Origin of the sequence: Bacillus changyiensis, from assembly GCF_027706145.1 — a bacterium.
GTDB classification, from domain to species: Bacteria; Bacillota; Bacilli; order Bacillales; family Bacillaceae; genus Bacillus; species Bacillus changyiensis.
This window is the reverse complement of the sequence record NZ_JAQFWW010000006.1, coordinates 163,925-185,681: the sequence shown is the minus strand read 5'-3', so window position 1 is coordinate 185,681 and position 21,757 is coordinate 163,925. Positions and strand designations below refer to the sequence as shown.

General features: G+C 38.3%; 21 protein-coding genes. 14 read left to right on the top strand and 7 right to left on the bottom strand.

Annotated elements, in window-relative coordinates; genetic code table 11:
• Nucleotides 1-599 precede the first annotated feature (599 nt).
• Complete coding sequence (locus PDT38_RS16475) at nt 600-1,550, top strand: L-lactate dehydrogenase (protein ID WP_172292848.1); 951 nt, start codon at nt 600-602, stop codon at nt 1,548-1,550.
• Nucleotides 1,551-1,627: 77 nt separating this feature from the next.
• Here PDT38_RS16475 and PDT38_RS16470 read toward each other — a convergent pair whose 3' ends face one another.
• The gene (locus PDT38_RS16470; RefSeq protein ID WP_270803109.1) at nt 1,628-2,206 is read right to left on the bottom strand and encodes a histidine phosphatase family protein; all 579 of its coding nucleotides are present in this window, start codon (nt 2,204-2,206) and stop codon (nt 1,628-1,630) included.
• Between the two features lie 238 nt (nt 2,207-2,444).
• Here PDT38_RS16470 and PDT38_RS16465 point away from each other — a divergent pair, with 238 nt between their 5' ends.
• A complete protein-coding gene (locus PDT38_RS16465) occupies nt 2,445-3,089 on the top strand; it encodes a LysE family translocator (RefSeq protein WP_270803108.1) in 645 nt (214 codons plus the stop codon).
• Here the strand turns inward: PDT38_RS16465 and PDT38_RS16460 are convergent.
• Nucleotides 3,086-4,414 carry an amino acid permease gene (locus PDT38_RS16460; RefSeq protein ID WP_270803106.1) on the bottom strand — a complete coding sequence of 443 codons (1,329 nt, stop codon included), beginning with the start codon at nt 4,412-4,414 and terminating at the stop codon, nt 3,086-3,088. The genes PDT38_RS16465 and PDT38_RS16460 overlap by 4 nt on opposite strands.
• 145 nt (nt 4,415-4,559) lie before the next feature.
• Here PDT38_RS16460 and nadE point away from each other — a divergent pair, with 145 nt between their 5' ends.
• The 6 genes from nadE (at nt 4,560) to PDT38_RS16430 (ending at nt 11,077) form a co-directional block, all read left to right on the top strand.
• Complete coding sequence (gene nadE, locus PDT38_RS16455) at nt 4,560-5,378, top strand: ammonia-dependent NAD(+) synthetase (RefSeq protein ID WP_270803105.1); 819 nt, start codon at nt 4,560-4,562, stop codon at nt 5,376-5,378.
• Nucleotides 5,379-5,467: 89 nt separating this feature from the next.
• Nucleotides 5,468-5,947, top strand: coding sequence for a shikimate kinase (locus tag PDT38_RS16450; protein ID WP_394356300.1), 480 nt, complete (start codon nt 5,468-5,470; stop codon nt 5,945-5,947).
• An 81-nt stretch (nt 5,948-6,028) separates the two neighbouring features.
• Nucleotides 6,029-6,799, top strand: coding sequence for a nucleotidyltransferase domain-containing protein (locus PDT38_RS16445; protein ID WP_270803104.1), 771 nt, complete (start codon nt 6,029-6,031; stop codon nt 6,797-6,799).
• A gap of 281 nt (nt 6,800-7,080) precedes the next feature.
• Nucleotides 7,081-7,998: a proline dehydrogenase gene (locus PDT38_RS16440; RefSeq protein ID WP_270803102.1), complete on the top strand. Its 918-nt coding sequence runs from the start codon at nt 7,081-7,083 to the stop codon at nt 7,996-7,998.
• Between the two features lie 24 nt (nt 7,999-8,022).
• A complete protein-coding gene (gene pruA / locus PDT38_RS16435; protein ID WP_270803101.1) occupies nt 8,023-9,570 on the top strand; it encodes an L-glutamate gamma-semialdehyde dehydrogenase in 1,548 nt (515 codons plus the stop codon).
• Nucleotides 9,571-9,832: 262 nt separating this feature from the next.
• Entirely contained in the window at nt 9,833-11,077 is a 1,245-nt protein-coding gene (locus PDT38_RS16430; protein ID WP_270803100.1) for a PucR family transcriptional regulator, read from the top strand.
• A 159-nt stretch (nt 11,078-11,236) separates the two neighbouring features.
• Here PDT38_RS16430 and PDT38_RS16425 read toward each other — a convergent pair whose 3' ends face one another.
• Both PDT38_RS16425 and PDT38_RS16420 read right to left on the bottom strand, forming a co-directional pair.
• Complete coding sequence (locus PDT38_RS16425) at nt 11,237-12,076, bottom strand: TIGR03943 family putative permease subunit (RefSeq protein WP_270803099.1); 840 nt, start codon at nt 12,074-12,076, stop codon at nt 11,237-11,239.
• 4 nt (nt 12,077-12,080) lie between these two features.
• Nucleotides 12,081-12,992 (bottom strand): permease, encoded by a 912-nt coding sequence (locus tag PDT38_RS16420; protein ID WP_270803098.1) that lies wholly within the window; start codon nt 12,990-12,992, stop codon nt 12,081-12,083.
• A 90-nt stretch (nt 12,993-13,082) separates the two neighbouring features.
• Between PDT38_RS16420 and PDT38_RS16415 the strand changes: the two genes are divergently transcribed.
• From PDT38_RS16415 to PDT38_RS16405, 3 genes are all read left to right on the top strand, one after another.
• Nucleotides 13,083-14,039: an acetylxylan esterase gene (locus PDT38_RS16415; RefSeq protein WP_270803097.1), complete on the top strand. Its 957-nt coding sequence runs from the start codon at nt 13,083-13,085 to the stop codon at nt 14,037-14,039.
• A gap of 94 nt (nt 14,040-14,133) precedes the next feature.
• Nucleotides 14,134-14,556, top strand: a complete 423-nt coding sequence (locus PDT38_RS16410; RefSeq protein ID WP_270803096.1) for a MarR family winged helix-turn-helix transcriptional regulator — start codon at nt 14,134-14,136, stop codon at nt 14,554-14,556.
• Nucleotides 14,547-14,921, top strand: coding sequence for a DUF3147 family protein (locus tag PDT38_RS16405; RefSeq protein WP_270803095.1), 375 nt, complete (start codon nt 14,547-14,549; stop codon nt 14,919-14,921). The genes PDT38_RS16410 and PDT38_RS16405 overlap by 10 nt, the downstream gene beginning before the upstream one ends.
• Here the strand turns inward: PDT38_RS16405 and PDT38_RS16400 are convergent.
• Nucleotides 14,870-15,310, bottom strand: a complete 441-nt coding sequence (locus PDT38_RS16400; protein ID WP_270803094.1) for a hypothetical protein — start codon at nt 15,308-15,310, stop codon at nt 14,870-14,872. The genes PDT38_RS16405 and PDT38_RS16400 overlap by 52 nt on opposite strands.
• Nucleotides 15,311-15,367: 57 nt before the next feature.
• Between PDT38_RS16400 and PDT38_RS16395 the strand changes: the two genes are divergently transcribed.
• A complete protein-coding gene (locus PDT38_RS16395) occupies nt 15,368-16,090 on the top strand; it encodes an AAA family ATPase (RefSeq protein WP_270803093.1) in 723 nt (240 codons plus the stop codon).
• 149 nt (nt 16,091-16,239) lie between these two features.
• On the opposite strand, the gene PDT38_RS16390 is transcribed toward PDT38_RS16395, so the two are convergent.
• A complete protein-coding gene (locus PDT38_RS16390; RefSeq protein WP_270803174.1) occupies nt 16,240-17,136 on the bottom strand; it encodes a DMT family transporter in 897 nt (298 codons plus the stop codon).
• Between the two features lie 137 nt (nt 17,137-17,273).
• Here PDT38_RS16390 and PDT38_RS16385 point away from each other — a divergent pair, with 137 nt between their 5' ends.
• Nucleotides 17,274-18,620, top strand: coding sequence for an aminotransferase-like domain-containing protein (locus PDT38_RS16385; protein WP_270803092.1), 1,347 nt, complete (start codon nt 17,274-17,276; stop codon nt 18,618-18,620).
• Here the strand turns inward: PDT38_RS16385 and PDT38_RS16380 are convergent.
• Nucleotides 18,617-19,288 (bottom strand): 4'-phosphopantetheinyl transferase family protein, encoded by a 672-nt coding sequence (locus PDT38_RS16380; protein ID WP_270803091.1) that lies wholly within the window; start codon nt 19,286-19,288, stop codon nt 18,617-18,619. The two genes, PDT38_RS16385 and PDT38_RS16380, sit on opposite strands and share 4 nt — an antisense overlap.
• A 792-nt stretch (nt 19,289-20,080) precedes the next feature.
• Here PDT38_RS16380 and PDT38_RS16375 point away from each other — a divergent pair.
• A complete protein-coding gene (locus PDT38_RS16375) occupies nt 20,081-21,754 on the top strand; it encodes a pyridoxal phosphate-dependent decarboxylase family protein (RefSeq protein ID WP_270803090.1) in 1,674 nt (557 codons plus the stop codon).
• Nucleotides 21,755-21,757: the final 3 nt, after the last annotated feature.

Sequence of the window (21,757 nt, the reverse complement as noted above, 5' to 3'; positions counted from 1 at the left end):
TTTCATATTTGGAAATTTAGGCGCAATAATAATATTTTTTTGTTAAAGAAAATACTTCTCCTTTTGTGACAACAATCGTTTTGATTGTTGTTGCAATTGTTGTTGCAATTGTTGTTTTCACACTTGAAGCTATGTGGAAAAGGTATCAAAAAAAGCAAGATCCGAAGTAGACGTAATTCCTACTCCGTCTTTTGGTGCGCGTTTGCTTTTAAGAAGTGTAGTACGTTAAAGAAATCAAAAAAACAGCCTTTAAACTACTAAGAAAATGATCTTTATTTTTTATAACTAGTTCACAGAAATGACAAAATAATGGACTTTTTTTGAATGTATGTTATGATACCAAAAAGAGGTAAACAGACTTAAAGCAAAAAAAGAAAGCGTTTTCTTTATTTATCAAGGTTTGGAGCCATTTTTGGTGAACGGTGAATAAAAAGGAATAAACAAGGAGAACTTAAGGAAGAACGGAATCTTGACATAAAATCGACAAAACTAAACAGTATATGACCTTGAAAAAAAACGTAAAATACCAGACAATATATTGTGATTGAGTTCACAAACATCTAAGTTCAAACTAACAATTGGTAAAGGATGGATGAAATATGAGAAACCAGAAGGTTAATCGCACAGTATTAATTGGTGCGGGTTTTGTTGGAAGCAGTTACGCGTTTACGCTAATCAATCAAGGGATTACAGACGAACTTGTAATTATTGATTTAAATAAAGATAAAGCAATAGGCGACGTAATGGATTTAAACCATGGGAAAGCATTTGCTCCACATCCAGTAAAAACATTCTTTGGTACATATGAAGATTGTAAAGATGCTGATGTTGTTTGTGTTTGTGCAGGGGCTAACCAAAAACCGGGTGAAACTCGTCTTGATTTAGTAGAAAAAAACCTTAAGATTTTTAAAGGAATCATCGGCGAAGTTATGGCAAGCGGTTTTGATGGTATTTTCTTAGTTGCTACAAACCCAGTAGACATCTTAACTTACGCGACTTGGAAATTTAGTGGTCTTCCAAAAGAACGTGTTATCGGAAGTGGTACAACTCTTGATACTGCACGTTTCCGCTACTTGCTTAGTGAGTACTTTGATTCTGCTGCTCATAATGTTCATGGTTACATTATTGGTGAACATGGAGACACAGAATTGCCAGTTTGGAGTCATGCAAACATCGGACAAGTTCCGATCAGCAAGCTTTTGAAAACTAATCCAAATTACAAAGTTGAAGATCTAGACAAGTTATTTGACGATGTAAAAAATGCTGCTTACCATATCATTGAGAAAAAAGGTGCAACATACTATGGTGTAGCGATGAGTTTGGCTCGGATTACAAAAGCGATTTATCGCAATGAAAAAGCCATTTTAACTGTAAGTGCATATCTTGATGGCGAATTCGGTGAAGAAGATATTTACATCGGTGTTCCGGCATTTGTTGGCCGTAACGGTGTTAGCAAGGTTGTTGAGCTTGAACTAAATGATAAAGAAAAAGAACAGTTCAAACATAGTGCATCAGTATTAAAAGACATTTTAAGACCGCACTTTGGATAAGGTTATAAAAGAAATCCTTTTCTAAAAAAAGGACATGACGTATTAGGAATATTCTAATACGTCATGTCCTTCCTTATTTAACTCCCCCATAGTCTTTGAACATTTACTAATTCCTTCTCTATGAATTCCATTTTATAAATGTCTGGTTTAGATGTACGATGTAAAAAGTTCAAGTCGTAATTTTTATCAAAATACCCCATCATCAAAGTCATAACAGCTCCGTGAGTACCTAATACTAATCTCTTTCCCTTGAAAGTAGTCATAAGCTTATTTAAAACTTTTATCGCTCTATTTTGACAATCTGCATTTGATTCTCCTCCCTCTAAAGCGAAATTTGGTTCTGAGAATGATTTTTCTAACAGTGGATTCAATTCAGTATCAGATAATCGATGGCGATTAGCGGAAAATACTCTCTCTTTTAAATCTTCAAATACTAAAACTTCTTGTCCGATGTGTTCAGCTATTTTTTCAATAGTTAAAATTGAACGTATGTATGGACTTGAAACAACACCATCAATTTCTTCTTTTTTTAATATAGAAGTTATACGTTCAGTATCTAAAACACCTTTTTCAGTTAATCCTCTTGTTCTTTCGTCTCCTTTCTTTGGGGACTCTCCGTGTCTTACCATATAAATAAATGTGCTTGTCAAAATCATTCCTCCTCATATCATTTCTTTATTTTTAATTTTCAAATTATACCGCTTGGTGGTTTGATTGTCACGAAAAGTTCCGCGAATGGCTCATATCTTAATTTATCAATCCTCGTTTTCTCAGAAAATCCATCCGTACTACCTTTTAACATCACTCCATATTTCCTCCGGTCTATAGATTTGTACTATCCTGTTCTGTTGTTGAATACATTGTACAAGTTACGCGCAAAGGGGGATGCGGATTTTGTTTCATATTTTTTTCAGTTATGTATTTTTAGGTTTGTCATTAGCCGCTCCCGTCGGTCCGGTAAATGCGGCTCAGATTGACAGAGGAATGAAAGGCGGTTTTTTTCATGCTTGGTTGTTTGGTTTAGGAGCTGTTGCGGCTGATGTCATTTATATGATACTCATTTATTTTGGAGTAGCTCAGTTTTTAATGGCCCCATTTCTCAAAACATTTTTGTGGTTGTTTGGCTTCTTTGTTTTAACATACACAGGAATTGAAAGTGTATGGAAGGCCAAAAAAATGTCGTTAATGAGAATGATGAAAGAGAAAGAAACCTACAGCAAATCTTTCTTTTCTGGACTGTTTATTTCTCTTTCAAACCCTCTTAGTATCATGTTCTGGCTCGGTATTTACGGAAGTATTTTAGCAAAAACGATTGAGTCATATGCTTCATATCAGTTGTTGCTATGCAGTTCAGGAATCTTAATGGGGCTTTTTTTATGGGATTTAGCCATGTCTGTGATTGCAGGGACATTTAGAACGTTTTTAAGTCCTCGAATCATTCAGGTGATCACATGGATTGCTGGTTTTTCATTAATTGTTTTTGGCTGTTACTTCGGCTACCAGGGGATTCAGGAATTGATTCGATTACTCAATGATTAAGACGGTTCTTTTCCTTTGTGCGCCCATTTTTTTCTCATCATCCATGTCACAAGAGCGATGATTGCCAAAAAGAGGAGGCTAATAAAAAAACCCGGCCTGCTGTTTTTTTCAAATAATGTACCGGAAACGGCAAGTAAAATCAGTGCAAGTGCTGTGAATATCTGTACATTTCCTTTCCAATTTGGCTTAGTGAGTTTTTTACTTGATAACAAAATAAACACCCAATTGTATAGCAGCATGATGCTAGCTGCCGTTGTCATATGCTCATAAAGTTGTTTTGGAAGCAGGATTGACAAAATGATTGAGATTGAAAGAACGAGTACTGTTAACCCTAGTGCTGGCCAGGATACTTTTTTATGTTGTTTTTTTGCTAAACATGTTGGAGCATCACCGTTTTTGGCCATTGTACCCATCAGTGTTGTGACAGCAAATAAAGATGCGGTCAGCGTTGAAAATCCAGCAATGATAAATATCCCGTTAAAAATGTCCATCACAAGGCGTAGATTAAATGGTTTCAACGATGTGATAAATGGGCTGTTTTGTTCTGTAAAGGAATCGATTGGTACAAGCAGCAATGCAAGTCCGATTGAAATCATGTACAATACCGCTAAAGTGATGAGCATGAGACTACCTGATTTTGGCGATTCTTTTGGATCTTTTAAATGAATGGCCATTAATCCCATGACTTCAATACCGCCATAGGCAAAAAATGTATAAATTAACCCCGTCCACAATCCCATGAATCCAAACGGAAACAGTTCATGCAGTTCGTCTGGAAACTGAACATCGGGTGTTTTTCCAGGAAGAACACCTGATAAAGCTAAAATAGCAATGATGATAAACATGAAAATAGCCGACGTTTTGAGGACGGCTAGGATGTTTTCTGTTTTTTCAAAGCTAGTGCGTCCAGTAAAAATAATGATCAAGCCAAGGACTGCATAAATAGAGGCAAATACCCACAGCGGGATCTCTCTAAACCAATGGCGTGTAAAAAGCGAAATGGCTGTTAGTTGACTGCCGATAATTAGCATTTCTGATGCCCAGTAAACCCAACCATTGCTAAAGCCCGCCCAGTTGCCAAATGCTTCTCTAGCATAGGAACAAAAAGAACCTTCAGCAGGGTGGTCAGCGGTCAGTTTTGCCAATTGCTGAAAAACAAGGTATGTCCCCAAAGCTGCCAATAGAAAAGCCGCTAATACAGAAAAACCACTCTTCTTAATTGCAATGCTTGACCCAAGGAAAAAACCTGTACCAATTGTGCAGCCGATACCAATTAATGATAGCTGCCACCATTTTAAGTCTCCTTTTTTCGCTTGTTGTTTCATCGATTCATCTCCTCTAATTTCATTGTTATTTTGTCTGGTAGATGTTTTTTTATGCCCGGTGACATCCACTAAGATAGGATGACATGAAATATGGATATCACTTGTGCTATAGTTAAAAAAACAGGAAAACCGGGAGGAGTCATCAATGGCTTTACAAGAAAAAATAGCAAATGAACTGAATGTAAAATCTGCTATCGATCCAAAACAGGAAATTGAAAAACGCATTGACTTTTTAAAAAGCTATTTACAAAAAACAGGAGCAAAGGGTTTTGTGTTGGGAATTAGTGGGGGGCAAGATTCTTCGCTTGCCGGACGACTTGCCCAAATGGCTGTGGAACAGTTAAGGACTGAAGGTGTGCAAGCTGAATTTACCGCTGTTCGTCTGCCTCATGGTATTCAGAAAGATGAAGATGATGCACAACTCGCACTGAAATTTATTAAACCAGACCATTCTCTTTCATTTGACATTGCTTCAACAGTAAGTTCTTTTGTTTCTCAATTTCAAACTGTAACTGGAGAAGCGCTTGCCGATTTTCATAAAGGCAATGTAAAAGCCAGAGTACGAATGATTACACAGTATGCAATCGGCGGTCAAAAACAGCTATTGGTAATCGGTACCGATCATGCTGCTGAGGCCGTGACAGGCTTTTTTACTAAATATGGTGATGGCGGAGCGGATCTGTTGCCGCTTACGGGACTGACAAAGCGACAAGGACGTCGTTTGCTTGAAGAGTTGGGTGCGCCTGCCAGACTTTATACGAAATCCCCAACAGCGGATTTGCTTGACGAAAAACCTCAACAGGCTGATGAAACAGAACTTGGACTAACATATGATGAAATCGATGATTATCTTGAAGGAAAAACAGTTTCTCCTGAAACAGCACAGGTGATTGAAAAACGTTATCTGGCGACAGAGCATAAACGTCAATTACCAGCTTCAAGCTTTGATGACTGGTGGAAATAGAGGCTGATCATCAGCCTCTATTTTTCATACAAACCATTAGTGAGGTGAAATGGTCTGTGAGAGAAAAGAATATTGTACTCATCGGATTTATGGGGGTTGGGAAAACGACAATCGGTCAACTAGTTGCCAATAAGGCAAATAGGGCTTTTATTGATATTGACCAAGAAATTGAAAAAGATTTGCAAATGACAATTCCTGAAATCTTTAAACAAAAAGGGGAAGCATTTTTTCGAAAAACAGAAAAAGATTATATTTTTAAAATGTGTGAACAGTCAACAGGTAAAATTATTTCTCTTGGTGGAGGTGCTTTCCAGCAGGAAGAGATCAGAAAAAAATGTCTGGAAAATTGTATCGTCCTCTTCCTAGACTTGTCATGGGAACATTGGAAAAAGCGAATCGACCTTCTCATTGAAACTCGACCGATTCTACAACATCGCTCATTAGCAGACATAAAACAGCTTTATAACGACAGAAAAACGATATATGCTTCCCATCACTTTAAGGTTGATACAGATTACCAAAGCCCTGAAGCTGTTGTAGATCAAATTGTGGAAAAGCTTAACCTTTAAACAAACGTTTATTTAAAAAGGTCACAGGTTTCCGCTGAAAAAGTATACTAATAGAAATAGAGAACTGGCGGTGCAATGATCATGCAAAAACGTATATTAAAAGAACTAGAACTTATTGAAACAACATATAACGTTAAAATCCTCTATGCAGTTGAGTCAGGGAGCAGGGCTTGGGGCTTCCCATCACAAGACAGTGATTATGATGTTCGTTTTATTTATGTTCATCAAAAAGACTGGTACCTTTCGATCGATTCAAAACGAGATGTCATTGAGCTACCCATTAATGATCTGCTAGATATTAGCGGTTGGGAATTGACAAAAGCTTTAAGGCTCTTCCGTAAATCTAATCCACCACTGCTTGAATGGCTTTCATCGGGAATGGTCTATTATCAGGCATATTCATTAGCGGAAAAAATGAAAAACCTTCAGTTGCAGGCTTTTTCACCAGCTTCTTGTATGTACCATTATTTGAACATGGCAAAAGGGAATTTTAACAGCTACCTTCAAAAAGAACAGGTCAAGATTAAAAAATACTTTTATGTTCTCCGGCCGATTTTAGCATGTCAGTGGATTGAGTCTCGACATACGGTGCCGCCGATTGAATTTCAAGTACTGCTTCATGAACTTCTCGATGAAGGTAAGCTCAAAACAGACATTCTTAACCTGCTTGAACGGAAAATAAATGGAGATGAATTTCATCTGGAACCGCAAAATCCTGTGCTTCATGAATTTATTGAGAATGAACTCGATCGACTTTTAACAGTAGCAAAGACATTTAAAACAAATCGAGAAAATTTAACACCTGAACTTGATCGATTATTTAGAGAAACGCTAGATGAAGTATGGACATAAGATGGAATTCCCCTTGGAGATTTTTTCTTAAAGGGGTTTTGTCCGTTTAAAAACGGGGAAATGGTATAGTAAAAGAAAGCGATTCCAATTAAACGGGGGTTTTTATCAAAGTTTTTTCCTAATTCTATTGTCGTAGTTGTTTCTTTATTTGGGTATAAATCATTGTGGGAAAGACACAAAAAAAGCTTGTTTTTTTGTTTTTTCTAAATATTGTGAATTGGTCCCTAACTCTTATAGAATGAGAATATAAGACATATTTCATGAGATGGCGGGGTGTGATAATGGAAGCGATCACAAGAGACTTTTTTTTATTCTTATCTAAGAGCAACATCCTGAATCGTCTGGCCCAAAATTGGGGGAGTCATATTGCTACTGGGAAAATCATTGGCGGGAAAAACTTCGAAGCTTCAATCCCCATGATTAGAAAGCTCAATGAACAAGGGCTGACGGTTACCGTTGATCATTTGGGTGAGTTTGTCGACAGCCGGGAAGTTGCGAGGGAACGGACTCAGGAATGCATAAGGGCTATTCAATGGATTGCTCAGGAAAAGCTTCATTCACATGTTTCCTTAAAAATGACTTCATTAGGTCTTGATATCGATCTTGACCTCGTTAGGGATAACATGAGCAGTATTTTGGAGTGTGCGGAACAGCATGAAGTAATGGTAACAATTGATATGGAAGATGAAGCGCGCTGTCAAAAAACACTAGACCTGTTTAAAGAGTTCAAACAGCGTTACCACTATGTCAGCACTGTTTTACAGGCCTATTTATACCGAACCGAGCACGATTTGGAGGAATTGAACCAGTATGCTCCATTTCTCCGTCTTGTGAAGGGAGCTTACAAAGAATCGTCGAAAGTGGCGTTTCCTGAGAAGGAAGATGTGGATGAGAATTATAAAAAGCTCATTAAGAAACAATTATTGAGCGGCCATTACACAGCCATCGCCACTCATGATGATAAAATGATTGATTTCACGAAAAAATTGGCGGAGGAGCACCAGATTGGAAAGGACCGCTTCGAGTTTCAAATGCTTTATGGGATGCGCAATAAGACTCAGCTTGAATTGGTTAAACAAGGTTACAACATGCGTGTTTATCTTCCTTACGGAAATGATTGGTATGGATACTTTATGAGAAGGCTTGCTGAACGGCCTGCCAACATTGCGTTTGCATTTAAGGGTATGTTGAAGAAATAATACGATGAAAAGGGGAAATGAATCGTGACAACACCTTACAAACATGAACCATTTACAAATTTTGAAGTAGAAGAGAATCGAGTGGCGTTTCAAAAAGCAATGGACACAGTCAACGAATGGATGGGGCAATCCTATCCTCTTATAATCAATGGAGAAAAAATTGAAACTGACAACAAGATCGTATCGGTCAACCCTGCAAACAAAGAAGAAATTGTCGGCACAGTATCCAAAGCAGATCAGGACCATGCAGAAAAAGCAATTCAGGCAGCAGCAACGGCATTTGAAACATGGAGATATTCCGATCCCGAAGAAAGAGCGTCAGTTCTATTCCGTGCCGCTCAAAAGGTGCGCCGTATGAAGCATGAGTTTTCAGCACTTTTAGTGAAAGAAGCAGGTAAACCGTGGAATGAAGCTGATGCCGATACAGCTGAAGCGATTGATTTTATGGAATATTATGCACGGCAAATGCTTGACCTTGCAAAAGGAAAGCCTGTCAACAGCCGTGAGGGAGAACGAAACCAATATATTTATACACCGACTGGTGTAACTGTTGTGATCCCACCTTGGAACTTCCTTTTTGCGATCATGGCGGGTACAACGGTGGCACCGATTGTGACAGGTAATACCGTTGTTCTGAAACCAGCTAGTGCAACCCCTGTTATTGCTGCTAGATTTGTAGAAATACTTGAACAATCAGGGCTTCCGAAAGGGGTTGTCAATTTTGTTCCGGGAAGCGGTGCTGAAGTTGGGGATTATCTTGTTGACCATCCAAAAACAAGCATCATTACTTTTACTGGCTCAAGAGAAGTGGGAACGCGTATTTTTGAGCGAGCTGCCAAAGTTCAGTCTGGTCAGACACATCTTAAACAAGTGATTGCAGAAATGGGTGGAAAAGATACGGTTGTCGTTGATGAAGATGGAGATGTTGAATTAGCAGCACAATCGATCGTCCAATCAGCTTTTGGTTTTGCAGGCCAAAAATGTTCAGCCGGCTCGCGGGCTGTTGTTCATGAGAAGATTTATGATCAAGTGTTGAAACGTGTGATTGAATTGACAGAGGCTAAAAAGGTGGGGGTGCCTGACAGTGCGGATGTTTATATGGGCCCTGTTATTGATCAGGCTTCATTTGATAAGATCATGGACTATATTGAAATTGGAAAAGAGGAAGGTCGCTTAGTGAGCGGGGGAAATGGTGTTGATACAAAAGGCTATTTTATTGAACCGACAATCTTTGCCGATTTAGATCCAAATGCTAGACTCATGCAAGAAGAAATATTCGGACCAGTCGTTGGATTTACAAAAGTGGGCAGCTTTAATGAAGCATTAAAAGTTGCCAATAACACAGAATATGGTTTGACAGGTGCAGTGATTACAAACAATCGCGACCATATAAAGAGGGCGAAACAGGAGTTCCATGTAGGAAATCTTTACTTTAACCGTAACTGTACCGGTGCAATTGTAGGTTACCATCCATTTGGTGGTTTCAAAATGTCTGGAACAGACTCTAAAGCGGGCGGTCCGGACTACCTAGCTCTTCACATGCAGGCGAAAACAATCAGTGAAATGTTTTAAGAGGATAAAAGGCAGTCAGAAAAGGCTGCCTTAATTCTGTAATAAATGAATCTGATTGCAGTGACGGTGTTTAGTAGGATGATCAAGAAACTGGCAACCAGTATTTAAAAACCGTTCAATCATTACTCCACATAGCCAATTTTAAGTTTAGCCTCTGTCTTTTAGACAGAGGCCAACTGAATTTTCGGAAATTTCTCTATTGGTCTATACAATAATGAAAAGGAGAAGTATGATTAAGTTAAAAATGGGTAGGAGAAAAGATATGGAAGAGCTATTTGAACAAGTTGTTTCTCTTTCAGATATTCACAAGATCATTGATTTTATTAGCGATGAGTTGAAAAAACCGGTGATACTGGAAAGTGCAGATTTTTTCTTACTGGCATATAACTCTTATTATATCAACCAATTTGATGCAGCAAATCAACAAACTATTTTCTCAAAAAAATGCCCGCTGCCAATTTTCGAAAAATTTGTTGAGGAAGGTATCATTGATCAATTAAAAACGATTCCGACGCCATTTCGGGTCAAACAAATTGAAGAGATTGGCTTAAACCAACGTGTCGTTGTCAGTGCTAAACATAAAGATGAAATCATGGGCTACCTTTGGGTACAGGAGATTGAAAACAGTCTTTCAGAAGAAGAATTGAATTTTCTCTACAAAGCTTCCTTTCACGTTGGAAAGGTCATTTTCAAAAAGAAACAGCTGAAACAAGAGAAAGAAGAAGAGGCTGAAGAACTGTACAAAAGAGCGATCAATGATCAATTTCAATCAGAGCAAGAGCTGAAGATAGCAGCGGAAAAAGCCAATGTTATTTTACCTGTTGTGTATACCGTAATGGTTCTCCAAGTGGTTAATGGCGCGGATGAAGTACTTGATGATTTGAAGGAAACGATCAGATCCTATTTAAATTTAAAGGATAATATCAGTCATGTCTTAGAGGATCATTCAAACATAGCCATTATTGTGGGGAGTATATCGCGCAAACGCTCTGCACAGAGAGCCGCGTCAGATCTGATCAACCGGCTTTTGACACATTTACGTTCTCAAATATTGCCCTTGATCCTAATTGGGGTAGGTAATGAATATAGCAGTTTGCTCTCACTTGGCAAGAGTTATAGAGAGGCTTTAGAAGTCACAAAAGCGGCAGAAATGACCGGAAGCCAAGAACACATTCCATTTGAATATCAAAAGCTAGGCTTATTTAAATACCTTGACCAAATCGCAGCTAAAAATGATCAGCTTCATTACACAAACCCTGATCTTTTGCTACTCAAAGAAAAAGACAAAGAAAGTCACACAGAGTTTTTAAGAACGCTTGAAATTTATCTTGCAAATAACTGCAAAGTAAAACCATCTGCAGAAAAATTATTCATTCATCAAAATACTTTAAATTATCGTATTAAGCAAATATTAGACATGACCTCAATCGATTTGAATCATTTTAACACGAGATGCCAATTATTCATCGATCTGATGCTGATGAAAAAAACTGGGTATAAAACATAAGTTGGCCGGTACTCATGGATTGTGAATGATGATGAAAACGCTAACAACTTTGTCGATGCTATAAAGCAACAATCATTTGATCTTATTTACAAGGGAAAGCAAACGGCTAAGAGCCGTATAAATACAGGGCCCTTAGCCGTTTAAAACAGGTAGCAATGTTTAATATCGCCGATATACATATGGATCTTTCGGTTCTTTCATGTTCGACCATTCTTGGACTTTTAACACCGGAATGACAGATTGAAATGGTTGATAATATTCCGATGACAAAGTTCCTTTGACATGAAGCCACTGATCATCTTTTATGTTGATATCCTCAGGAAATTCAACAAGCATACCATATACGCCTGAATCGGCAATACAATGAATAATGCCGAAGCGGAGCACAAAAAGTTCCCGCCCATGAATCGCTTCACCTTTGAAAGCAAATCCGTTAAATTCGATTGTTTTGCCAAGGAACTCCCCTGGATAATTATAAATGGTTTCCATACCTTTTAGATAATCATGTTCATCTAACGATATTTGTTTTTTTTCTTTATATTTTGCCAACGCTTTTTCCATCAGCTCATCATAGCCTTCTTGTCCGTAGTAAATGCTTGTATCAGGGCGCAAATACTGGGTTTGGGCATAGTGTTCAGGCTGTTCTATCCCTTTAAAAGAAAAACCTTTTGATTTCACGATATTGGAATCAAGTGTGGCAACAGGGAGGAAAATCCCAGTGCATAACGGGAAAAGGAAAACGAAATAGATTAAAATTTTTTTAAAAAACGGTTTATTTTCTTCATGATCATGTCCACATCCGCATTCATGCCCACAATCAGTATCACTCGTTCCTTTAATGTAGCGATAAAATTGTACAGCTGTCAGCAGTGCAAGTAGAAAAATTGCAATATATGAAAGATAAGCATATTTCATATTAATATATTTTGTTAAATTGCCAGATGCATGAAGGTGAAAAAAGAAAAATGTGAAAGACATTAAAATAAATGTGCGAAACATGGTCTCACCCCTTTACCAAAAGTGATCCGACTAGAACAATAACAGCGATATAGGTAATCAAGAGCAAAACAAAGCGTTTTTTAAAGGTACCGATCATCATCAGCAAATTTTTAATATCAACCATTGCCCCGAAAACAAGGAATGCAATTAGTGATCCGAGTGAAAATGTACTGCTGAACGAGGATGCGATAAAAGCGTCAACTTCTGAACAAAGAGACAATACAAATGATAAGCCCATCATCACAAGTGATGAAGATACATCATTTTGACCGATTGAGAGTAGAGTGGATGTTTTAATATAAGTTTGCATCGCTGCTGCTACAAAAGCGCCAATAATAAGGTATTTCCCCACTGAGAAAAATTCATCAATCGCATGGTGAAGTGTTTCGGCTAGTTTTTTAAGAAAAGACTGTTTCGTATGATTGTGGGAGTGATGATGATGTGAATGAGCTTCGATCAGCTGGTTTCCTTTAAATTGGAAAGAGATGATCAGACCTACAATAATCGAAACAGCCATGGCCAATCCACCACGGTAAAAAACAACATCCCATTTATTTCCGAAAGCAATAAATGTAGAAAATAGCACAATTGGATTAACAATTGGAGCTGTTAGCATAAACGCTATCGCTGCATGCAGTGGAACCCCTTTTAACAAAAGACGACGGGTGATCGGTACAATGCCGCATTCACAGGCCGGGAATAACATACCAGCAAACGTTCCTGATAGTACTGCGAGAAATCGATTTTTCGGAATGATTTTCGCCATCATTTCTTCAGTCACAAACATTTGAATCAAACCTGATATGAAAACGCCGATTAATACAAAAGGGATTGCTTCTATTAATATACTAATGAAAATTGAATTAAGCTGCAGAAATGATTGTGAAACCACAAAAAAAAACCTCCGCAATGACATTTTTTAGTTCTAGCCTAATATTATATCACAAACTCGTTAAGCCGGTATGGTATCATAAAAACACTTAAACCATTAAAGGGGATGAAGGAGATGCAGCAACCCTATGATTTACCATTAGATCAACTATATACATACCAACCTGAACGAACGGCAACCGAAGATTTTGAAGATTTTTGGAAGGAGTCATTGGAAGAACTAACCAAAGTAAAAGCAGAGCCTGAGCTTAAACGATTTGATTATCCAGCTGATGGTATTCAAGTTTATTGGCTCACATACAAAAGCAGCGGCGGGGCCCTCATTAAAGGCTGGTATGCCGTTCCTGATCAGAAAGGCCCACATCCGGCCATTGTAAAATATCACGGTTATAATGCCAGCTATGACGGAGATATTCACGATATTGTCAATTGGGCGTTGCATGGTTATGCGACTTTCGGGATGCTTGTTCGAGGGCAAAACAGTAGTGAGGACACAAGTGGTTCCCCTGATGGACATGTGCCAGGCTGGATGACAAAAGGGATTCTTGCTCCGAAAACGTATTATTACAAAGGTGTTTACCTTGATGCTGTAAGAGCGGTTGAGGTGGTCAGCGGTTTTCCCGAAGTCGATGAAACACGAATCGGAGTGATCGGTGCAAGTCAAGGCGGCGGACTGGCCATTGCTGTTTCCGCATTGTCAAATATTCCGAAAGTCACAGTTTCTGAATTTCCGTATTTAAGCAACTTCCAGAGAGCGATTGATATCGCGTTAGAACACCCTTATATTGAAATCAATTCTTTTTTTAGAAAAAATAGCCATCCTGACATTGAAAAGACCGCTATGAATACTTTATCTTACTTTGATATGATGAACCTTGCAGGATCAGTAACAACATCTGTTTTGATGTCGATTGGCCTTGTTGATACAATCACACCGCCATCCACCGTCTTTGCGGCATACAATCATTTAAAGACTAACAAAGATATAAAAGCATACCGTTATTTTGGACACGAATATATTCCGGCTTTTCAAACAGAGAAATTAGCATTTTTAAAAAAACATTTAAAATGAATCATGACGAACACCTGGTGTATACTGCTGGGTGTTATTTAATGTCTTAATTTGAGAATATATCGTACACTGAGATATAAGTAGGGGGATTTCAATGAATCTAGACAAGTTAAGTGAATCAATTAATCAAAACTGGACAGATATATACTATAACTTACACGAAAGACATGCTGATAACTTAACACACCAAGCTATTCGATTGCTTCAATATCTTGAAAAAAACCAATCGGTTACCATTGGTGCTGTAGCTTATTTTTTCAATGTATCCCATAATACGGCATCAGAACATGTGAAACGATTGCTTCAAAAAAAGTTTGTGCAAAAACAGAGGGACAGCCAAGACGAACGAAAAGTTTATGTTACATTAACAGTTGAAGGTGAAGACGTAGTAAAACGGCACACCCAGCTAGACCAGAAAAAACTACAAAAGGTATTGCAACAATTAAATGAAGATCAACTTAAATTGTTTGAGGATGCATTTTCCATGTTAAGCCAGGCGGCAAAATCATGTTTTTAATTATTAAAATTATTGTTTCCGCAGTTTTGATTGGCATAGTAACCGAGATCGCCAGAAAATATCCCGAGGCTGGAGGTATTATTGCGGCACTTCCACTTGTCAGTCTCTTAAGTTTATTTTGGTTAAGTGTCCAAGGGGCTACTCCAAAATATTTAAGCCAATTTGCGGTTGGTGTGTTGTGGGGTTTCCCGGCAACTGCGGTTCTTCTTGTCATCGTCGTTCTTAGTTTAAAAGCATCATTTTCTTTCATGCTGTCTTTTATCTTTGGAATCTGTGGCTGGGGTGGATGTTTACTGTTGCAAAAAGTGACGGTTTATGGTACATATGGGGGATCTGGAACAGGCCCATATGTGCCTTTTACATGAATGTTTTGACATTCGCCTTCTGTATTTTCAAAATAGAGCCGATATGTGCGTTGCATAACAGGAGTAACGTCTTCAGCCGTACGATTCGGCATATTGCCGACGAACTCTTTTATACTTAAACTCATATATCTGCCAGAAAGATGCATCATTTGTATTTTAATTTTCGTTTTACAATTTTCGGCATTGAAAATTGTAAACCTATACCCTAATTTCCAGTGATCATATAATGGTGGAGCAAAATCAGTGTGGGGAATATCTTGGATGTGGGTCGCAGTAAAAGTCATATCTAATTTTTTGGGATACTTCACTATTTCAGCTTCTGCACGAATCCCAAAACTAAACAGACTGCTAACTAGCATAAAAACAGCTATTAACAAAAAACGTGTCAATAAACACCCCTCCTTCTTTCCATATTATAACATAAAATTTCACCTGAGGTGATTCATATGTTTTTGAAAAAATTGATGATGCTTCAAGAAAAAGTGTCTTCTTATTCGGAATATCCGTTTTCAATTCCGGCGATTCATCATTTGAAAGAATTGACTTTCCAAAAAGGTGTGACTTTTTTTGTCGGAGAAAACGGCACCGGAAAATCAACCCTGCTTGAAGCTATTGCCGATAAGTGTGAATTCAACACGGCAGGCGGGGGAAGACAGAATACATATGAAGTGGATCAATCTGAATCTGTTTTAGGAGACTATATCAGACTTTCCTGGCTCCCTAAAGTAACGACTGGTTTTTTCCTACGGGCTGAATCGTTTTATCATTTTGCATCACATATTGATGAGATAGAGGAAGATCTTAACATGTTTATCAATTATGGTGGACGTTCACTTCATCAGCAATCCCATGGAGAATCGTTTTTGTCGCTTTTTAAGTATCGATTCACAGGAAAAGGAATCTATTTACTTGATGAACCTGAAGCTGCTTTATCCCCGACAAGACAATTGACTTTCTTAAAAATGATTCATGATCTAACCAAGAAGAAGCAAGCTCAGTTCATCATCGCTTCCCACTCTCCGATTTTACTCGGATATCCAGATGCAGATATTTTCAGTTTTGATGGTGACCAGATTGCCAAAGTAAACTATGAGGACACCGAACATTACCAGTTAACAAAATATTTTCTTCAGCACCGTGAAAAATTATTGGCTGAATTGTTTAAGTAGTATAAGGAAGGAGCTGTTTAAAAAATCCTTTATCAACATGAATCAGGGGGAATTGCGAGACTCCTACGGGAACAACGAGCTCCTGCGAGGTCTCGCGGATCGCCCGCGGAACGCGAGCAAATCCCCAAATTTATTCATCCATACTACTTTCAGGACACCCCCTTCCGTTGTTGTGTTTTCGTCGCTCCAATGATTCCGGTCATAATCATGATGGTACCGATCAGATGAAACCATTCTAACCTTTCCCCTAAAGCGATAACTCCTGCTAGAATCGTTACTAATGTTGCTAAATGATTGAACATGCTCATTTTTGCAGCTTCAATTTTTGATAGAGCATAATTTGACAAAAAGGCAGTTGCAAACGATGAAAATACCCCTAAATAAAGAACTGTCAACATAAAGATTGGCTTTGTAAAGGGAATAAAGAATTCACTGAGTGTTCCATTTGAGATATGACCGAAAACAGCGATTCCGTTGAAAAAAAGAAAGCCTACCGCTAAAATCACATATGTTAGTTCCAGTGAAGTGAATGTCCGGCTCAGTTTTCTTACCATTATGCTGTAACCCGCTGAAGAAAGAGCTGACATTAGGATTAGCAAAATACCTATTAAATTGCTCATTTGTACATTGGTACTTTTCATCAAGAAGATATAAGTCACTCCTGCCGCTGATAAAACAGTGAAAAACAACTGCTGTTTGCTGAAACGCTCTTTTAAAAAATAGTGAGCCAACAGCATCGTTAAAATGGGAATGGCCGCTTGAATGATCCCTGCTTCAGAAGAAGAAGTATAGACAAGCCCAAAGACTTGAAAAGCAAAAAACATGACTGGGTAACATAAAGCGACCGGCAACATGACGAAAACGTCTTTCAAACGAATTTTAATCTTAAGCGTACCAAATAGAACGACAAGACAAAACGCAATTGTAAAGCGATGAGCGAGTATATCAAGCGGTTCAGCAACTGTAAGGGCTAGTTTAATAAATAAAAATGAAAAACCAATTATCAAAGCGTACAACAACGCTGCCAAATAAGCAGATTTATACATCATTAACCATCTCCGTCATGTATGCATGCAACATTTGATATTTGCCGGCTCATGTCATCATATCTTGAAGATCAGTTTGCTACAATATAAAAAAAGCCAATCTGTACCGGTACAGATTGTGGACCAAAGGAGACCACATGCAAAAATACGTTGAGTTGATGAATCAATTAGAAAGTTTGATTAAGAGCCGTTTTTATAAAGAAGGAGACAAGCTTCCATCCATTCGCACCCTTGCTGAGCGGCACAGTTTGAGCAAGAGCACGGTGATTAGGGCCTTAAACGAACTTGAAAAACAACACATGATCTATTCCGTTCCTAAAAGCGGCTATTATGTTGTGAAAACAACTCATCTATCAAACACTCACAGTCGTGTCATTGACTTTGTCGCATCCAGCCCAGATCCTGACGTATTCCCATATCTGGATTTTCAACATTGCATCAATAAAGCCATTGATATCTATAAAAATGATTTGTTTATTTATGGAACCCCAAAAGGGTTGCCGTCTTTAATTGAAGTTATACAAAAAGAGCTTGTGAATTCTCAAGTATTTACAAGAATGTCCAATATATTTATTACATCTGGTGTCCAACAGGGATTAGCTTTGCTCGCTTCACTGTCGTTTCCTAATCACAAACAAAAAATACTGCTTGAACAGCCTAGTTACCACTTGTTTATTCAATATTTGGAAGTTCATCAACTTCCAGTGATTGGGATTGAACGGACAGCAAACGGAATAGATTTTGACCATTTAGAACATCTTTTTCAAACAGAAGATATCAAATTTTTTTATACGATGCCGAGATTCCACAATCCGCTTGGAAACTCCTATACAGAACCAGAAAAAAAGCGGATTGTTGATCTTGCAGAAAAGTATGATGTTTTTATTGTAGAGGATGATTTTTTAGGAGATTTAGAAAGAAATAAGAAAGCAGATCCGTTATTTTCCTATGATACTTCAGAACATGTTATTTATTTAAAGAGTTTTTCGAAGATGATTTTTCCTGGACTGCGTGTCGGTATTGCTGTACTGCCTGATTCATTAACTGAGATGTTTAATCAATTTAAACGATTAATAGATATTGACAGTTCTATGCTGTCACAAGCTGCTTTAGAAATCTATTTGAAAAGCGGAATGTTTGAAAGGCACAAGCAAAAAATCAGCTTTTCATATGGCAAAAGGTCACACCAGCTTTACACATCTTTGCAGGAGGTTTCTCGATCACTTGAAGGCCTCATCCGTTTTTACCCTGGCGATCAGCTGTGTGTCCATACACATCTTGAACTCAATCGAAAACTGTCAGTTTCCCGTATCATCAGGAACATGAAAAAACACAATGTTTTACTTGAATCTGTTGATATGCATTATTTGTCTTTTTTCAAAAAAAGAAATCTGTTAAAAATTAACACATCTAATGTTAAGAAAGAAGATATTCACCATGGAATGAACCTGCTCAAGCACGTCATTGAAACATCCTATTACTAAAGTTCATCATATCGTTTTTTGATTACCTCATCAGGCAGATCATCAGCTGCTGAGCAAGCTGCCATTTTATAATCTGGATCAAGTTCAAAAGTTTTGAGATAACATGGCAGATAGGTCTGGGGTGCGTTCACGAAGACACGGCCTTGTCCATCAAGCTTGATAGAAAATGAATCAAGCGGTAATGCCAAACCTTTCCCAGCTTGTTTGACAAAGCTTTCTTTGATTGTCCATAAATGATAGAAATAGGAGAGCTGCTCTGCTGCTTTTTTTGCCATTAAATCACGGTATTCTGCCGGGGAAAAGAATCGTTCTGCGATATCGAAGCTAATCGGCTTGATTTTTTCGACATCAACTCCTACCGCTGATCTACCAGCTCCGCAGATGACCCAGCTGCCTGAATGAGAAATATTAAAATGGAAATCAGGCAAACCTTTGGCAGAAGGTTTGCCATGCGGTCCTGTCGTAAATGAAATATCTTCATTTGGTAGTTGATATGTTTCTTTGATGATATGTCTAACAAGGACTTCACCGATCAATGTCCGATTGGCATCTTCAGGATACCTGTAGCGTTTTACTTTATGTCGCTTCTCTTCAGAAACGATAGCCATCATCCGCTCAAATTGGTCGGGCTCGGGGAGTTGATCCAGATAAACAGCGTAAATTTTCATGATATGCGACCTCTTATCGATTATTTGTCTTGTTTTATTCTAGCAAATGGATGATAGGAAAGATAGTCCTGATAAGGGCTCATGCAGAAATGACTTTTTATTCATCTGTTTCATCAGGAAAGATGTTTTTCAAATGTATGGTCAGACCTTTAAATATATGAACTAAAAGAGAGTCTTCCCGACTATAAACATTATTTAATTCCAGTATGCCATTTTCTAAAAGTTCAACATATTTCCTACTCATCTTACTTACCAGAAATCATCTCCTCTCAATCTTTATTAAAAGGAAATGCAAGATTAGAAGTTACCAATGGAGCTGCACAAGTTGCCGGATCTGGACTAGGCGGGTATTTGGTTCAATTGTTGACAGCTCCTATCGCCATTTTGTTAGATGCCGTAAGCTTCCTGATTTCTTTTATATTCACACTTTTTTTACCAGACAACAGTTTGAAAGATCGAGACCAATAGGTTGTTGTGGTTCACTTTTCGCCTTAATAAGAGATTCCCTCCTCCAACTCATTTGCTGTGTCATCCACTATTCCATGCTGTGACTAGAGTAAATTCTAGCTAACAATATTTGTTTGAATCATACATAATCTTCAAAATCGAGTCAACTTATTTTAAATTGATAGGGGCAATTTTCCTTAGGATAAATCTTTTAGTACTTTAGGAATATGAAATAAATATATGAAAAATGGACTAAATACCTAAAATAATGGATTCTATTAAACGATATTTCAAAGGGGGACATTTTTTCATACATAAAAAAGACAAGTCAGGAGAGAGAAAATCATGCAGCAAAATAGCACCTCAGATGTACAGAAGTGGTTTCCAAGTGAGGATGGAAATGCAGCGAAAAGAAGTGAATTGATGGATTTGATCGGCCAACTTATCAAAGGTGTGGATGAGTTGAAAAATCCGGATCAGGTTAATCTGAAAGGACAGAAGAACCGGGAAGGCTTTTTTTATGAAAAATTGATTTCAGAAAGCGAGATTCCGTCCACGGGTATGCCAATGAAGAATGTCAATGATGAGCTGCTCAAACTTTTACATGACCATCCCTATCACTCAAAATATTTTTTGACAAATATTCTTCCAATGGCTAGTATTCCGGGAATCTTAGGCATGATTGCCGCTTTTATGGTCAATGGTAATAACTTGTGGGATGTCTACGGTCCTGCTGGAGCTGAGGCTGAAGTCAAGGTAACTGCAATGATGTCAAAATTAGCTGGTTATGATGCTGAAAAAAGCGGAGGTTATACAACATGGGGTGGTCAGGGCGCTGTCTATAGCGGACTGCGGATTGCGATTGCCAAGATGGCACCTTCATCTCTTCAAGAAGGGGTTCCCGGGAATTTCTATGCTTTCTGTTCTGAAGCGGCCCATTATAGCTTGTATAAGTCCATGGAAGCGGCTGGACTTGGAAGTCATCATCTGATCAAAGTGAAAACACATCTTGATCATTCCATGGATACAGAAGATTTAAGAAGAAAATTAAAAGAGGTTTGTGAAACAGGGGGAATCCCAGTTTATATTGTGGCAACGACAGGAACAACAGATGCGATCGGAATTGATGATGTCCATGCCGTGCGACTAGCTGCTGAGGAAACGTCGCGCGAGTTTGGATTGCCTGTTCCTCATATTCATGCGGATTCCGCTTTAGGTGGTTTTTTGGCCTTTTTTAATGATTATGATCTGAAAGAGAATGCACTATCATTTAGTCCGGGTGTTGTCAGGATGATAAGCGGGATCAAAGAAAAAATGAGACATTTGCATTTGGCAGATTCACTATGTTTTGACTTTCAGAAGCTTGGTCAGACCCCTTATGTGACAAGTCTGTTTCTTGTAAAAGATGCCAATGATCTGAAACGGGTTGATCTTGATCCTGATGAGACTCCTTATGTCGGGCATCGCGGGTATGGAGACTATCATACAGGCTATACGCTGGAATGTTCTCGCATGGCTAGTTCTATCAGTATGTACAGTGCGTTAATGGCATTTGGTATTGAAGGTTACCAAAAGCTTTTCGGACAGTTTCTTGAAGTGAACCTTCATTTTCGTAAGCAGCTCAGTGAACGAATTCCACAGGCGGAGATTATGAATCCGGACAACTATGGAATGTCAACACTGTTTCGTATATATCCTCAAGGAGCACCACGGTTTGCAGAGGAGATCTCAGGGAAATGCAGCAGTGAGGATTTGGAGAGAAACAATCGCTTAAATGAAAAGTTATTCGAAAAACTGGGAGAGCAAAGAGACAAAATCTTTTTTGGTGACACGAAAAAGCATCTGTTGGTTGGAACCCGTGAAGGAGTTGAGGTTCCGTTATGTGTGAGCAAGTTTTTTGTGATTTCTCCTTATACAATGCCTGAACATGTTCCGCACATTATCGATTATTTAAAAGAGCAAATTGATCATGTTTGCCAACAATACGAAACATTCATGACGAATGAGAAGGGAATATAGAAG

Excerpts from the sequence above, each read along its gene's own strand:
- PDT38_RS16475 (WP_172292848.1), top strand. The coding sequence starts at position 600 with ATGAGAAACCAGAAGGTTAATCGCACAGTATTAATTGGTGCGGGTTTT.
- PDT38_RS16470 (WP_270803109.1), bottom strand. The coding sequence starts at position 2,206 with ATGATTTTGACAAGCACATTTATTTATATGGTAAGACACGGAGAGTCC.
- PDT38_RS16460 (WP_270803106.1), bottom strand. The coding sequence starts at position 4,414 with ATGAAACAACAAGCGAAAAAAGGAGACTTAAAATGGTGGCAGCTATCA.
- nadE (WP_270803105.1), top strand. The coding sequence starts at position 4,560 with ATGGCTTTACAAGAAAAAATAGCAAATGAACTGAATGTAAAATCTGCT.
- PDT38_RS16450 (WP_394356300.1), top strand. The coding sequence starts at position 5,468 with ATGGGGGTTGGGAAAACGACAATCGGTCAACTAGTTGCCAATAAGGCA.
- PDT38_RS16445 (WP_270803104.1), top strand. The coding sequence starts at position 6,029 with ATGCAAAAACGTATATTAAAAGAACTAGAACTTATTGAAACAACATAT.
- PDT38_RS16440 (WP_270803102.1), top strand. The coding sequence starts at position 7,081 with ATGGAAGCGATCACAAGAGACTTTTTTTTATTCTTATCTAAGAGCAAC.
- PDT38_RS16430 (WP_270803100.1), top strand. The coding sequence starts at position 9,833 with ATGGAAGAGCTATTTGAACAAGTTGTTTCTCTTTCAGATATTCACAAG.
- PDT38_RS16425 (WP_270803099.1), bottom strand. The coding sequence starts at position 12,076 with ATGTTTCGCACATTTATTTTAATGTCTTTCACATTTTTCTTTTTTCAC.
- PDT38_RS16420 (WP_270803098.1), bottom strand. The coding sequence starts at position 12,992 with ATGTCATTGCGGAGGTTTTTTTTTGTGGTTTCACAATCATTTCTGCAG.
- PDT38_RS16415 (WP_270803097.1), top strand. The coding sequence starts at position 13,083 with ATGCAGCAACCCTATGATTTACCATTAGATCAACTATATACATACCAA.
- PDT38_RS16410 (WP_270803096.1), top strand. The coding sequence starts at position 14,134 with ATGAATCTAGACAAGTTAAGTGAATCAATTAATCAAAACTGGACAGAT.
- PDT38_RS16405 (WP_270803095.1), top strand. The coding sequence starts at position 14,547 with ATGTTTTTAATTATTAAAATTATTGTTTCCGCAGTTTTGATTGGCATA.
- PDT38_RS16395 (WP_270803093.1), top strand. The coding sequence starts at position 15,368 with ATGTTTTTGAAAAAATTGATGATGCTTCAAGAAAAAGTGTCTTCTTAT.
- PDT38_RS16390 (WP_270803174.1), bottom strand. The coding sequence starts at position 17,136 with ATGTATAAATCTGCTTATTTGGCAGCGTTGTTGTACGCTTTGATAATT.
- PDT38_RS16385 (WP_270803092.1), top strand. The coding sequence starts at position 17,274 with ATGCAAAAATACGTTGAGTTGATGAATCAATTAGAAAGTTTGATTAAG.
- PDT38_RS16380 (WP_270803091.1), bottom strand. The coding sequence starts at position 19,288 with ATGAAAATTTACGCTGTTTATCTGGATCAACTCCCCGAGCCCGACCAA.
- PDT38_RS16375 (WP_270803090.1), top strand. The coding sequence starts at position 20,081 with ATGCAGCAAAATAGCACCTCAGATGTACAGAAGTGGTTTCCAAGTGAG.